A 13407-nucleotide genomic window follows, 5' to 3' on the forward strand; every position below is an offset into this window, starting at 1 on the left:
TGAAGTGTTTGCCTAGGGGGCTATCTCAATTAATTGAGGGCGCCCGGGCATCCGCCAGGCCACCTTTGGCTTAAAGGCGGAACTCATGGCCCAGGTATACTTCCTTGACCAGTTCGTTGGCCAGGATGGTGGCGGAGTCACCCTCGGCGATCAGCTGGCCATCGTTGACGATGTAGGCGGTTTCACAGATATCCAGCGTCTCGCGCACGTTGTGGTCGGTGATCAGCACACCGATTCCCTTGGCCTTGAGGTGATGGATGATCTGCTTGATGTCGCCCACCGAAATCGGGTCCACGCCGGCAAACGGCTCATCCAGCAGAATGAATTTCGGCGCGGTGGCCAGGGCGCGGGCGATCTCCACGCGGCGACGTTCACCACCGGAAAGGCTCATGCCCAGGTTGTCGCGAATGTGGCTGATATGGAACTCCTGCAGTAGGCTTTCCAGCTCCTGGCGACGGCCGGCCTTGTCGAGCTCCTGGCGGGTTTCCAGGATCGCCATGATGTTGTCGGCTACCGACAATTTGCGGAAGATCGACGCCTCTTGTGGCAGGTAGCCAATGCCAGCCTTTGCCCGGCCATGCATCGGCCGGTGGCTGACGTCCAGATCATCGATCAGCACTCGACCCTGGTCGGCCTGCACCAGGCCGACAATCATGTAGAAACAGGTGGTCTTGCCCGCGCCATTGGGGCCGAGCAAGCCTACGATCTGGCCGCTTTCGATGGACAGGCTGACGTCACGCACGACTTGGCGGTTCTTGTAGCTCTTGGCCAGATGCTGAGCTTTCAGAGTTGCCATTACTGGGCCTTCTGCTCGTCGGTTTTCTTTTTCGGCTGGATCACCATGTCGATGCGCGGGCGCGATTCGGTGACCTTGCTGCCTGTGGCGCGACCAGCGCTGGCGAGTTTCTTGTTGGTGTCGTAGACGATTTTCTCGCCTTGGGTCACGTTGTTGTCCTTGTCGACAACCTTGGCGCGGTCGATCAATACGACGCGGTCCTGGGAGGCGTGGTACTGGATGGTGACGCCATAACCCTGGACCGGCTTGGTGTCGCCCGCGGTTTGCATTTGCTCGAAGTAGGCCAGGTTGCCTACCGAGGTGACCACGTCGATGTCGCCGGACTGGGTGCGGGTGATGGTCACGGTATTGCCGGTGACCTTCATCGAACCCTGGGTGATGATCACGTCACCTTTATAGGTGGCGACGCCGTTCTTGTCGTCCAGTTGCGCGTCGTCGGCCTGGATGCGGATAGGCTGGTCGCGGTCGGTGGGGAGGGCCCAGGCGCTCGCGCTTCCCAGTGCTGCGCCCAGACTGAGCAAAATAGGGAGGGTTTTAGCGAGCTTCATACTGTCCTCTTACGTTCGATAGCAGGTGTATCCTGCTTTCCTTCAAATAGGCCTTCATTCCCGTGCCGGTCGACACGCCGCCGGCGCCGTCGATTCTAACGGGTTGCTCGGTCTGCGCATATTGGCGCTGCGGGAAGACTGTCATACGGGTACTGGTAATGATGGTCGTACGGTTCTTCTCATCGGTTCGGGCCACGCGTACCGAGTCGATCAGTTCCACCTCGGTGCCGCCGGGATTGACCTCGGCACGCTCGCTTTGTACGTGCCACGGAAACTCCGTGCCGCGGAACATGTTCAGGTCCGGCTTGGTGACCAGCGTGATGTCGCTGGCCTTCACGTGATCGACCTTGTCCGACGTCATCTCATACTGCAGCTTGCCGTCAGGCAAGTACTGCAAGGTGTGCGTGTTGGTCGCGTACCAGTCGATATCGTTTTCCGGCGCCTGGACCGCAGGCTGGTCGAGGAAGCGTTCCGGGCTGATGTTCCAGTAGCCCACCGCCGCGAAGATGGCGGTGATACAGCCGAACACCAGGATGGTGCGAATTTTCTTGCTTAGCATAGGTGGCTCACAGGTACGCGGCGTTGGCCGCTTCGAGGTGGCCCTGGGCACGCAGGATCAGTTCACAGAATTCGCGGGCCGCGCCTTCGCCGCCCCTCGCCGTGGTGACGCCATGGGCGTGCTCGCGTACGAAGGCAGCCGCGTTGGCCACTGCCATGCCCAGGCCGACACGGCGGATCACCGGAAGGTCTGGCAGATCGTCACCGAGGTAGGCGACCTGCTCATAGCTTAGATTGAGTTGGCCGAGGAGTTCATCCAGCACCACCAATTTGTCTTCGCGCCCCTGATACAGGTGCGGGATGCCGAGGTTCTTCGCGCGCCGTTCGACCACCGGGGTCTTGCGACCGCTGATGATAGCGGTCTGCACGCCGGTGGCCATCAGCATCTTGATGCCCTGGCCATCAAGGGTGTTGAACGTCTTGAATTCGCTGCCGTCTTCGAGGAAATACAGGCGGCCATCGGTCAGCACACCATCCACGTCGAACACTGCCAGTTTGATTGCTTTGCCGCGTTGCAACAGGTCTGTGCTCATTTACATGACTCCCGCACGCAGCAAGTCGTGCATATTCAGGGCGCCCACCGGGCGGTCTTCGTCGTCGACCACCACCAGGGCGCTGATCTTGTGGTCTTCCATGATCTTCAAGGCTTCGGCGGCCAGCATCTCGGCCCGGGCCGTCTTGCCGTGGGGGGTCATGACCTCATCGATGGTCGTGCTGTGGATATCGATGGTGCGATCCAGGGTGCGACGCAGGTCGCCGTCGGTGAAGATCCCGGCGAGCTTGCCGTCCGTCTCTAGAATAACGGTCATGCCCAGCCCCTTGCGGGTCATTTCCATGAGGGCGTCCTTGAGCAGCGTGCCACGTTGTATCTGCGGCAATGCCTCCCCCGCGTGCATCACGTTCTCGACCTTGAGCAGCAGCCGGCGGCCCAGGGCGCCACCGGGGTGGGAGAAAGCGAAATCCTCGGCGGTGAAGCCCCTGGCTTCCAGCAAGGCCACGGCCAGGGCGTCGCCCATGACCAGCGCCGCCGTGGTGGAAGAGGTGGGTGCCAGGTTCAGCGGGCAGGCTTCGTGTTCGACATGCACGTTGAGGTTCACCTCGGCGGCCTTGGCCAGCGGCGAGTCGGGATTGCCGGTGAGGCTGATCAGCTGGATGCCCAGGCGCTTGATCAGCGGCAGCAGGGTAACGATTTCATTGGTGGAGCCGGAGTTCGACAATGCCAGGATGATGTCGTCCCGAGTGATCATGCCCATGTCACCGTGGCTGGCTTCGGCAGGATGGACAAAAAACGCCGGGGTGCCGGTGCTGGCCAGGGTCGCGGCAATCTTGTTGCCGATGTGCCCGGATTTGCCCATGCCTACCACCACCACGCGGCCCTTGCTGGACAGAATCATCTCGCACGCGCGTACGAAATCAGCATCGATATGGGCCAGCAAACCTTGCACGGCTTCGAGTTCGAGGCGGAGGGTACGTTGTGCCGATTGAATCAGTTCGCTGGATTGGCTCATGTCAGAAATCGTATAGCCCGATGAAAAGGCGGCGATTATACCGGCAATGAACGATTCCCTCACGTTAGTTCGTCATGCTTTGTTCAGGCAGCCCCAACGCTTGACATGAAATGTGACGTTTTACCTCAAGCAAGGCTTAACGGGCGGGCGCCGGCCTTGGGCGCTTGGCCGTTGCAGTGATATAGTTCGCCGCCGGTTCGTGTGCCCGGCGTTACCGGCGTTTGTCGGCTGGCCGGGACATCCGAATATGAGGCTGCATCGCAAGGAGTTTAGATGAGTGCCGACAACGCCTACGCGGTCGAGCTGAAGGGGCTGTCCTTCAAGCGAGGGACGCGCAGCATTTTTAATGACATCGATATTCGCATCCCACGCGGCAAGGTGACCGGCATCATGGGGCCTTCCGGCTGCGGCAAGACCACGCTGCTGCGCCTGATGGGGGCACAATTGCGCCCCAGCGCCGGCGAAGTCTGGGTCAATGGCCAGAATCTTCCGGAATTGTCGCGCAGCGATCTGTTCGATGCGCGCAAGCATATGGGCGTGCTGTTCCAGAGCGGTGCGCTGTTTACCGATCTCGACGTGTTCGAAAACGTGGCGTTTCCCCTGCGGGTCCATACGGAACTGCCGGAAGAGATAATCCGCGACATCGTCCTGCTCAAATTGCAGGCCGTCGGGCTGCGCGGTGCCCTGGAGCTAATGCCGGACGAACTGTCCGGTGGCATGAAGCGTCGGGTCGCGTTGGCTCGGGCGATTGCCCTCGATCCGCAGATCCTCATGTACGACGAGCCCTTCGTCGGGCAGGACCCTATCGCCATGGGCGTGCTGGTGCGCCTGATCCGCTTGCTCAACGATGCGCTGGGCATCACCAGTATCGTGGTGTCCCACGATCTGGCCGAAACCGCGAGCATCGCTGACTACATCTATGTGGTCGGCGATGGCCAGGTGCTGGGGCAGGGCACGCCCCAGGAGTTGAAGGATTCGGACAACCCGCGTATTCGCCAATTCATGAAAGGTGATCCGGACGGCCCGGTGGCGTTCCATTTTCCGGCCACGGATTACCGTACCGATCTGCTGGGGAAGCGCTGATGCGCAAGAAGTCATTAATAGAAAGAGTCCGCCTGTTCGGTCGCTCCGGCATCGACGTGGTGGCAGTGCTGGGGCGTTCCTCGCTGTTCCTGATGCATGCCTTGCTCGGTCGCAACTCGACCGGCGGCGGTTTTGGCCTGCTGGTCAAGCAACTGCATTCGGTGGGGGTGATGTCCCTGGTGATCATCGTCGTCTCGGGGATTTTCATCGGCATGGTCCTGGCGCTCCAGGGCTTCAGCATATTGTCCAGCTACGGTTCGGAGCAGGCGGTCGGGCAGATGGTTGCGCTGACCTTGCTGCGTGAGCTCGGCCCCGTGGTCACGGCACTGCTGTTTGCCGGGCGCGCCGGTTCAGCGTTGACGGCCGAAATCGGTAACATGAAGTCCACCGAACAGCTGTCCAGCCTGGAAATGATCGGGGTCGACCCGCTCAAGTACATCATTGCCCCGCGCTTGTGGGCCGGCTTCATTTCCCTGCCGGTGCTGGCAATGATCTTCAGCGTCGTGGGGATCTGGGGCGGCTCATGGGTTGCCGTCGATTGGCTGGGGGTCTATGAAGGCTCCTACTGGGCCAACATGCAGAACAGCGTCGATTTTCTCGACGATGTGCTCAACGGTGTGATCAAGAGTGCCGTATTCGCTTTCGTGGTGACCTGGATCGCCGTGTTTCAAGGTTATGACTGTGAGCCCACGTCAGAGGGGATCAGCCGTGCCACAACCAAGACCGTGGTATACGCCTCGTTGGCCGTCCTGGGCCTTGACTTTATTCTGACCGCCTTGATGTTTGGAGATTTCTGATGCAAAACCGCACCCTGGAAATCGGTGTCGGCCTTTTCCTGCTGGCTGGCATCCTGGCTTTGCTGTTGCTGGCCCTGCGGGTCAGTGGACTGGCGCCGACCGCAAGCACCGATACTTATAAACTTTATGCTTATTTTGACAATATCGCCGGTTTGACGGTCAGAGCCAAGGTGACCATGGCCGGTGTGACCATCGGCAAGGTCACGGCAATCGATCTGGATCGCGACAGTTTCACCGGTCGGGTGACGCTGCAGCTGGAAAAGCGCGTGGATAACCTGCCGACTGACTCCACTGCATCTATTCTCACGGCTGGGCTGTTGGGTGAGAAATACATCGGTATCAGCGTGGGCGGGGAAGACACCCTGCTCAAGGATGGCGGGACCATTCACGACACGCAGTCGTCGCTGGTGCTTGAGGACCTGATCGGTAAATTCCTGCTCAATACCGTTAGCAAAGACGCCAAATGAGGAGCTTTTGAATGATCTCTATCCTTCGACGCAGCCTGCTGGTCCTGCTGGCGGCGCTGCCGCTGATGGGCAACGCCGTGGCGGCGCCTTCGGCGCACGACATCATCAAGACGACCACCGACCAACTGTTGGCCGATCTGTCGGCGAACAAGGAAAAGTACAAGCAGGACCCGAGCGCATTCTACGAGTCCTTGAATCGTATCGTCGGGCCGGTGGTGGATGCCGACGGTATTTCCAAGAGCATCATGACCGTCAAGTATTCGCGCAAGGCTACGCCCGCGCAGATGACCCGCTTCCAGGAAAACTTCAAGCGCAGCCTGTTCCAGTTCTATGGCAACGCCTTGCTCGAGTACAACAACCAGGGGATCACGGTCGACCCGGCCAAGGATGAGTCAGGCGAGCGCACCAGCGTCGGCATGACGGTCAAGGGCAACAATGGCGCCGTTTACCCGGTTTCCTACACACTCGAGAAAATCAACGGCGAGTGGAAAGTACGCAACGTGATCATCAACGGCATCAACATCGGCAAGTTGTTCCGTGACCAGTTCGCCGATGCGATGCAGCGCAATGGCAATGACCTGGACAAGACCATCAACGGTTGGGCCGGTGAAGTCGCCAAGGCCAAGGAAGTTGCCGAAGACGCCCAAGAGAAGCAGCAACAATGAATGAGCCGGTGAGTGAATCGGCCATTCGCCTGAGCGAGGCCGGCGAGCTGCTGCTCAGTGGCGTGCTGGATTACCGTACCGGCCCTGGTTTGCGCAAGCAGGGCCAGGCGCTGATCAAGTCCGCGAGGGCCGCTGAACTGGTAATCGACTGTTCGGGTGTGCAGAAGTCCAGCAGCGTCGGCCTGTCGCTACTGCTGTGCTTCATGCGCGACGCCAGGGCCGCCGGCAAGACGTGGAGCATCCGCGGGATGCCCGAAGACATGCGCGAAATAGCCCAGGTCAGCGAATTGACCGAGCTGTTGGCGCATCCCTGACCCACATCGCTGGAAGCGCCCCCTGTCAGAGTCCTGCTTCGCGGGGTTCGCAGGCGCGGGGCTTTTTTGTATGATGTGCGACCCGTGCGCACAGGGCGCCGATTGAGGTTGAGCATGCAGGCTGTAGAAGTGAAGAGCTTTCTTGAAGGAAAGCTGCCTGATACGCAGGTAGAAGTTGAAGGCGAAGGCTGCAACTTCCAGTTGAACGTGATCAGCGATGAACTGGCGGCGTTGAGCCCAGTGAAGCGTCAGCAGAGCATCTATGCCCATTTGAACCCATGGATCGCCGATGGCAGCATCCACGCGGTCACGATGAAATTTTTCAGCCGCGCGGCCTGGGCCGAGCGCACCTGAGCCCAAGGGCCTCGAGATTCTTATGGATAAACTGATTATTACCGGCGGCGTTCGTCTTGATGGCGAAATCCGTATTTCCGGGGCAAAGAACTCCGCCCTGCCGATCCTGGCCGCGACGCTGCTGTGCGATGGCCCGGTGACCGTGGCCAACCTGCCGCACCTGCACGACATCACCACGATGATCGAGCTGTTCGGTCGCATGGGCATTGAGCCTGTAATCGACGAGAAGCTCAGCGTCGAAATCGACCCGCGCACCATCAAGACCCTGATCGCGCCGTACGAACTGGTGAAGACCATGCGTGCGTCGATCCTGGTACTCGGCCCGATGGTCGCTCGTTTCGGTGAAGCCGAAGTCGCCTTGCCTGGCGGTTGCGCCATCGGTTCGCGTCCGGTGGACCTGCACATCCGAGGCCTCGAAGCCATGGGCGCGGTGATCGACGTCGAAGGCGGCTACATCAAGGCCAAGGCGCCTGAAGGCGGCCTGCGTGGCGCGCATTTCTTCTTCGACACCGTCAGCGTGACCGGTACCGAAAACATCATGATGGCCGCCGCCCTTGCCAAGGGCCGCAGCGTGCTGCAAAACGCTGCCCGCGAGCCTGAAGTCGTCGACCTGGCGAACTTCCTGATCGCCATGGGCGCCAGGATCAGCGGCGCCGGCACCGACACCATCACCATCGATGGCGTCGAGCGCCTGCACTCGGCCACCTATAAAGTGATGCCGGACCGTATCGAAACCGGCACCTACCTGGTAGCCGCCGCCGTCACCGGTGGTCGCGTCAAGGTCAAGGACACCGATCCGACCATCCTCGAGGCCGTCCTGGAAAAACTCAAGGAAGCCGGTGCCGAAGTCACCTGCGGTGAGGACTGGATCGAAGTGAACATGCACGGCAAGCGGCCGAAAGCCGTCAACGTGCGGACCGCTCCATACCCGGCGTTCCCGACTGACATGCAGGCGCAGTTCATCTCCCTCAACGCCATTGCCGAAGGCACGGGCGCGGTGATCGAGACGATCTTCGAAAACCGTTTCATGCACGTCTACGAGCTGCACCGCATGGGCGCCAGGATCCAGGTCGAAGGCAACACGGCCATCGTCACCGGGACCGAAAAACTGAAAGGCGCGCCTGTCATGGCGACCGACCTGCGGGCTTCGGCCAGCCTGGTCATCTCTGCACTGGTTGCCGAAGGCGACACGCTGATCGACCGCATCTACCACATCGACCGTGGCTACGAGTGCATCGAAGAGAAGCTGCAGATGCTCGGCGCCAAGATCCGTCGCGTACCGGGCTAGTACCGGCTGAACGGGCACAAGGAGGTGCCCTCTGATTTCGTTTCACATCGAGGGTGGTTGCACCCTCGATGTCTGTCTGGCGCCGCTTGCGACCAGGCATGAGTACCTTGATAAGGACTGACGTTTCCCATGTTGACCATCGCACTGTCCAAGGGCCGCATCCTTGACGACACCCTGCCGCTTCTGGCCGAAGCGGGCATCGTGCCGACCGAGAATCCGGACAAGAGCCGCAAGCTGATCATTTCTACGACCCAGGCCGACGTGCGCTTGTTGATCGTGCGCGCCACCGATGTGCCGACCTATGTGGAACATGGCGCCGCCGATCTGGGCGTAGCCGGCAAGGACGTGCTGATGGAGTATGGCGGCCAGGGCCTTTACGAGCCGCTGGACCTGCGGATCGCCCGCTGCAAGCTCATGACCGCCGGCAAGGTCGGCGCCTCCGAGCCCAAGGGCCGCCTGCGGGTGGCGACCAAGTTCGTCAACATTGCCAAGCGTTACTACGCCGAACAAGGCCGTCAGGTCGACATCATCAAGCTCTACGGTTCGATGGAGCTGGCGCCGCTGATCGGCCTGGCGGATAAGATCATCGACGTCGTCGACACCGGCAATACGTTACGGGCCAATGGTCTTGAGCCGCAGGATTTCATCGCCGACGTCACCTCCCGGCTGGTCGTCAACAAGGCTTCGATGAAAATGCAGCACGCCCGCATCCAGGCTCTGATCGATACCCTGCGCAAGGCAGTGGAATCGCGACACCGCGGCTGATTCACCTGCGCGACTTCTGCGTCGCGCCCGTCTATCCGCGTCATAGCCAATTTTCTCAGGTGCCCACGCGAATGGACTGGTAGCTTAGGGCGCCTGAGCATTTGCCATTAATGAGGCCCTCGCCATGACCGCTCCCACCTCGATTCGCCGACTCAACGCTGCCGACCCGGATTTCGCACATCATCTGGATCATCTGCTGAGCTGGGAGAGTGTGTCCGACGACTCGGTCAATCAGCGTGTGCTCGACATTATCAAAGCCGTACGCGAGCGTGGTGATGCCGCACTGGTGGAGTTCACCCAGAAGTTCGACGGCCTGCAAGTCGCCTCGATGGCCGACCTGATCCTGCCGCGCGAGCGCCTGGAGCTTGCCCTGACCCGAATCACCGTGCCCCAGCGCGAAGCCTTGGAAAAAGCTGCGTCCCGCGTGCGCAGCTATCACGAAAGACAGAAGCAGGATTCCTGGAGCTACACCGAAGCCGATGGCACGGTGCTTGGCCAGAAGGTCACGCCGCTGGACCGCGCCGGCCTGTATGTGCCGGGTGGCAAGGCCTCCTATCCGTCTTCGGTGTTGATGAACGCGATTCCGGCCAAGGTGGCTGGCGTGACCGAAGTGGTCATGGTCGTCCCGACCCCGCGCGGGGAAATCAACGAACTGGTGTTGGCGGCCGCCTGCATCGCCGGCGTCGACCGAGTGTTCACCATCGGCGGTGCGCAGGCCGTGGCTGCGTTGGCCTATGGCACCGAAAGCGTGCCGCGGGTCGACAAGGTGGTCGGGCCGGGCAATATCTATGTCGCCACCGCCAAGCGCCACGTATTTGGCCAGGTCGGCATCGACATGATCGCCGGCCCTTCGGAGATCCTCGTGGTCTGCGACGGCCAGACCGACCCGGACTGGATCGCCATGGACCTGTTCTCACAGGCCGAGCACGACGAAGATGCCCAGGCCATCCTGGTCAGTCCGGATGCCGGGTTCCTCGACAAGGTCGCTGCCAGTATCGTTAAGCTGCTGCCGACCATGGACCGCGCCGAGATCATCAACACCTCGATCAATGGCCGTGGAGCGCTGATCAAGGTCGAAGACATGGAGCAGGCCATCGAGGTCGCCAACCGCATCGCGCCGGAACACCTGGAGTTGTCGGTGGCCGACCCGCAAGCCTGGCTGCCGAAGATTCGCCATGCCGGTGCGATCTTCATGGGCCGTCACACGTCCGAGGCATTGGGTGATTATTGCGCGGGCCCCAACCACGTGCTGCCGACCTCCGGCACCGCGCGTTTCTCGTCGCCGCTGGGCGTTTACGATTTCCAGAAACGTTCGTCGATCATCTTCTGCTCCGAGCAGGGCGCGTCCGAACTGGGCAAGACCGCTTCGGTGCTGGCCCGCGGCGAATCGCTGAGCGCCCACGCCCGTAGCGCCGAGTACCGCATTCTTGACGAGCCATCCATTGAAGGGCAGGGGAACTGAAATGAGTAAATTCTGGAGCCCGTTCGTCAAGAACCTGGTGCCCTACGTGCCGGGTGAACAGCCGAAGCTGACCCGGCTGGTCAAGCTCAACACCAACGAAAATCCCTACGGCCCATCGCCCAAGGCCTTGGCCGCGATGCAGACCGAGCTGAACGACAATCTGCGCCTGTATCCGGACCCCAACAGTGATTTGCTGAAAAGCGCCGTGGCCCGGTATTACGCAGTGCAGACCAACCAGGTGTTCCTGGGCAACGGTTCGGATGAAGTGCTGGCGCACATTTTCCACGGCTTGTTGCAGCACGATCAGCCGTTGTTGTTCCCGGACATCAGCTACAGCTTCTATCCGGTTTATTGCGGGCTGTACGGTATCCAGTTCGATGCGGTGCCGCTGGATGAGCAATTCCGGATCGACCCGGCCGACTACGCCAAGCCTAATGGCGGGATCATTTTCCCCAACCCGAATGCGCCGACAGGCTGCCTGCTCGCGCTGGAAGCGGTCGAGCAGATCCTAAAGGCCAGCCCGGATTCGGTGGTGGTGGTCGACGAGGCCTATATCGACTTCGGCGGCGAGACGGCCATCAGCCTGGTGGATCGTTATCCGAACCTGCTGGTGACACAAACCCTGTCCAAGTCACGCTCGCTGGCGGGGCTGCGCGTGGGCCTGGCGGTGGGCCATCCGGACTTGATCGAAGCATTGGAGCGGATCAAGAACAGCTTCAACTCCTACCCGCTGGATCGCCTGGCGAATGTCGGCGGCGCGGCAGCGTTCGATGATCGCGAGTATTTTGACCAGACCTGCCGGTCGGTCATCGAGCACCGCGAATGGGTAGTTGGGCAGCTTGAAGCCAGGGGTTTTGAAGTACTGCCGTCGGCGGCCAACTTCATCTTCGCCCGTCACCCCCGACATGACGCGGCGGGGCTGGCGGCGAAACTGCGCGAGAAGGGCGTGATCGTGCGGCATTTCAAGCAGGCGCGCATCGCCCAGTTCCTGCGGATCAGCATCGGCACACCGGAGCAGAACCAGGCACTGATCGAGGCTATGGGCGAGCTCTAACCTTCAACACGGCCCTGTGGGAGCGAGCCTGCTCGCGATGGCTGACTGTCTGTCACTTCAAGGGTGGCTGAACTGACGCTTTCGCGAGCAGGCTCGCTCCCACATGTGTGTTCCAGGGTGTCCAACAGATCGGCAACACAGCCAAATCCCCTGTGGGAGCGAGCTTGCTCGCGATGGCTGAGTGTCTGTCACTTCAAGAGTGGCTGAACCGACGCTTTCGCGAGCAAGCTCGCTCCCACATGTGTTTCAGAGTGTCCGGAAGGTCAGCAACACAGCCAAATCCCCTGTGGGAGCGAGCCTGCTCGCGAAGGCTGAGTGTCTGTCACTTCAAGGGTGGCTGAACCGACGCTTTCGCGAGCAAGCTCGCTCCCACATGTGTTTCCCAGGGTGTCCAACAGATCGGCAACATAGCCAATCCCCTGTGGGAGCGAGCCTGCTCGCGATGGCTGACTGTCTGTCACTTCAAGGGTGGCTGAACTGACGCTTTCGCGAGCAGGCTCGCTCCCACATGTGTGTTCCAGGGTGTCCAACAGATCGGCAACACAGCCAAATCCCCTGTGGGAGCGAGCTTGCTCGCGATGGCTGAGTGTCTGTCACTTCAAGAGTGGCTGAACCGACGCTTTCGCGAGCAAGCTCGCTCCCACATGTGTTTCAGAGTGTCCGGAAGGTCAGCAACACAGCCAAATCCCCTGTGGGAGCGAGCCTGCTCGCGAAGGCTGAGTGTCTGTCACTTCAAGGGTGGCTGAACCGACGCTTTCGCGAGCAAGCTCGCTCCCACATGTGTTTCCCAGGCTGTCCAACAGATCGGCAACATAGCCAATCCCCTGTGGGAGCGAGCCTGCTCGCGATGGCTGACTGTCTGTCACTTCAAGGGTGGCTGAACTGACGCTTTCGCGAGCAGGCTCGCTCCCACATGTGTTTCCAGGCGGGCCGGAGGTTGGCAACACAGCAAATCGCCTGTGGGAGCGAGCCTGCTCGCGAAGGCGTCGGCTCAGCTCCCGCAGTTTTCGAGCCTCACTCGTGATGCGGCTCACCCAGGAATGTCAGCGAAGTAAACACCCCGCGCGTCGCCACGTCCTTGTTGTCCTTGAGCGGGATTTCCATGCTTGCGGCGATCACGTTCAAACCTTCATTGCGCACCAGCACCTTGGCCCGGCCTTCGGCGTCGGTTTCAGTGCTCACGGTGTTCGGTGCGCTGCGGTAGTCGCCGACCAGCTTCACGCCGGCCGCCGGTTTGCCGTCGAGCAGCACCCGCACCGGCAGCGATTGGCCGGGGCCGACGGTCAGCGGGTCGACTTCCGGCAGGATCACGAACTTGATCGGTTCGAGCTTCGGCAGCTTGGCGCCCGGCTCGTAGATCGCCAGGCTGTATTTGAAGGTCTGGGTTGATTCAATCGCCCCAGGCACTTTGCTGCGGCCTTCGTTGGTCCATTTCTTGTCGGCGGTCTGCGACCACATGCCGTTGTCCAGGGCGACCGCTAGCACGGCCGGCGGCTTGAGCGGCTGCAGGCGCGCGTGGTCCGACAAACGCTCCACCGTGACCGGGATCATCTTGCCGCCGAGGTCGTAGGCCCAGGCGCCACTGATTTTCTGCGCCTTGAAGGCGTTGTCTTCGGCGCCGTGGCCGTAGATCACCTCGATATTGCCGCGGCGTTGTTCGGTCCACAGGCCATGGGCCGAGGCGTCGATAGCCAGGAGCATACCGAGCAGGGCAAAGGTCTTGGGGTATTTCATGCTGATTTTCCTTT

The 13407-nt window shown here is 60.9% G+C and carries 16 protein-coding genes; 10 read left to right on the top strand and 6 right to left on the bottom strand.

The features are described 5' to 3' along the window. Positions 1 to 70: 70 nt before the first annotated feature. The 5 genes from lptB to J3P97_RS04120 are packed head-to-tail and all read right to left on the bottom strand — an operon-like array spanning position 71 to position 3410. The gene (gene lptB / locus J3P97_RS04100) at positions 71 to 796 is read right to left on the bottom strand and encodes an LPS export ABC transporter ATP-binding protein (protein ID WP_305496791.1); all 726 of its coding nucleotides are present in this window, start codon (positions 794 to 796) and stop codon (positions 71 to 73) included. Next, complete coding sequence (gene lptA, locus J3P97_RS04105) at positions 796 to 1344, bottom strand: lipopolysaccharide transport periplasmic protein LptA (protein ID WP_305496790.1); 549 nt, start codon at positions 1342 to 1344, stop codon at positions 796 to 798. Before lptA ends, lptB begins: the two co-directional genes overlap by 1 nt. Beyond that, complete coding sequence (gene lptC / locus J3P97_RS04110) at positions 1331 to 1903, bottom strand: LPS export ABC transporter periplasmic protein LptC (RefSeq protein WP_434602830.1); 573 nt, start codon at positions 1901 to 1903, stop codon at positions 1331 to 1333. The genes lptA and lptC overlap by 14 nt, the downstream gene beginning before the upstream one ends. A gap of 7 nt (positions 1904 to 1910) precedes the next feature. Further along, a complete protein-coding gene (locus J3P97_RS04115; RefSeq protein WP_305496788.1) occupies positions 1911 to 2435 on the bottom strand; it encodes a KdsC family phosphatase in 525 nt (174 codons plus the stop codon). Then, positions 2436 to 3410, bottom strand: coding sequence for a KpsF/GutQ family sugar-phosphate isomerase (locus J3P97_RS04120; RefSeq protein WP_434673539.1), 975 nt, complete (start codon positions 3408 to 3410; stop codon positions 2436 to 2438). Positions 3411 to 3683: 273 nt separating this feature from the next. Between J3P97_RS04120 and J3P97_RS04125 the strand changes: the two genes are divergently transcribed. From J3P97_RS04125 to hisC, 10 genes are all read left to right on the top strand, one after another. Further along, positions 3684 to 4493 (top strand): ATP-binding cassette domain-containing protein, encoded by an 810-nt coding sequence (locus J3P97_RS04125; protein WP_434673540.1) that lies wholly within the window; start codon positions 3684 to 3686, stop codon positions 4491 to 4493. Further along, entirely contained in the window at positions 4493 to 5290 is a 798-nt protein-coding gene (gene mlaE, locus J3P97_RS04130) for a lipid asymmetry maintenance ABC transporter permease subunit MlaE (RefSeq protein WP_434561153.1), read from the top strand. Before J3P97_RS04125 ends, mlaE begins: the two co-directional genes overlap by 1 nt. Beyond that, positions 5290 to 5757, top strand: a complete 468-nt coding sequence (gene mlaD, locus J3P97_RS04135; RefSeq protein ID WP_030139861.1) for an outer membrane lipid asymmetry maintenance protein MlaD — start codon at positions 5290 to 5292, stop codon at positions 5755 to 5757. The genes mlaE and mlaD overlap by 1 nt, the downstream gene beginning before the upstream one ends. Positions 5758 to 5768: 11 nt before the next feature. Next, positions 5769 to 6422 carry an MlaC/ttg2D family ABC transporter substrate-binding protein gene (locus J3P97_RS04140; RefSeq protein ID WP_434569796.1) on the top strand — a complete coding sequence of 218 codons (654 nt, stop codon included), beginning with the start codon at positions 5769 to 5771 and terminating at the stop codon, positions 6420 to 6422. Positions 6423 to 6430: 8 nt separating this feature from the next. Next, positions 6431 to 6736: an STAS domain-containing protein gene (locus tag J3P97_RS04145; protein ID WP_434604994.1), complete on the top strand. Its 306-nt coding sequence runs from the start codon at positions 6431 to 6433 to the stop codon at positions 6734 to 6736. Between the two features lie 114 nt (positions 6737 to 6850). After that, on the top strand, positions 6851 to 7090 hold the full coding sequence (locus J3P97_RS04150; protein ID WP_090281791.1) for a BolA family protein: 240 nt from the start codon (positions 6851 to 6853) through the stop codon (positions 7088 to 7090). 22 nt (positions 7091 to 7112) lie between these two features. Further along, entirely contained in the window at positions 7113 to 8378 is a 1266-nt protein-coding gene (gene murA / locus J3P97_RS04155) for a UDP-N-acetylglucosamine 1-carboxyvinyltransferase (RefSeq protein ID WP_434569795.1), read from the top strand. 129 nt (positions 8379 to 8507) lie between these two features. Next, complete coding sequence (gene hisG, locus J3P97_RS04160) at positions 8508 to 9143, top strand: ATP phosphoribosyltransferase (RefSeq protein WP_434673541.1); 636 nt, start codon at positions 8508 to 8510, stop codon at positions 9141 to 9143. Positions 9144 to 9267: 124 nt separating this feature from the next. Next, entirely contained in the window at positions 9268 to 10605 is a 1338-nt protein-coding gene (hisD, locus tag J3P97_RS04165; RefSeq protein ID WP_434569794.1) for a histidinol dehydrogenase, read from the top strand. 1 nt (position 10606) lies between these two features. Continuing rightward, positions 10607 to 11659, top strand: a complete 1053-nt coding sequence (gene hisC, locus J3P97_RS04170; RefSeq protein WP_434673542.1) for a histidinol-phosphate transaminase — start codon at positions 10607 to 10609, stop codon at positions 11657 to 11659. A 1014-nt stretch (positions 11660 to 12673) separates the two neighbouring features. Here the strand turns inward: hisC and J3P97_RS04175 are convergent. Further along, entirely contained in the window at positions 12674 to 13393 is a 720-nt protein-coding gene (locus J3P97_RS04175; protein WP_434673543.1) for a DUF4198 domain-containing protein, read from the bottom strand. Positions 13394 to 13407: the final 14 nt, after the last annotated feature.

This window comes from Pseudomonas sp. R1-15 (assembly GCF_051132085.1).
Taxonomy (GTDB): domain Bacteria; phylum Pseudomonadota; class Gammaproteobacteria; order Pseudomonadales; family Pseudomonadaceae; genus Aquipseudomonas.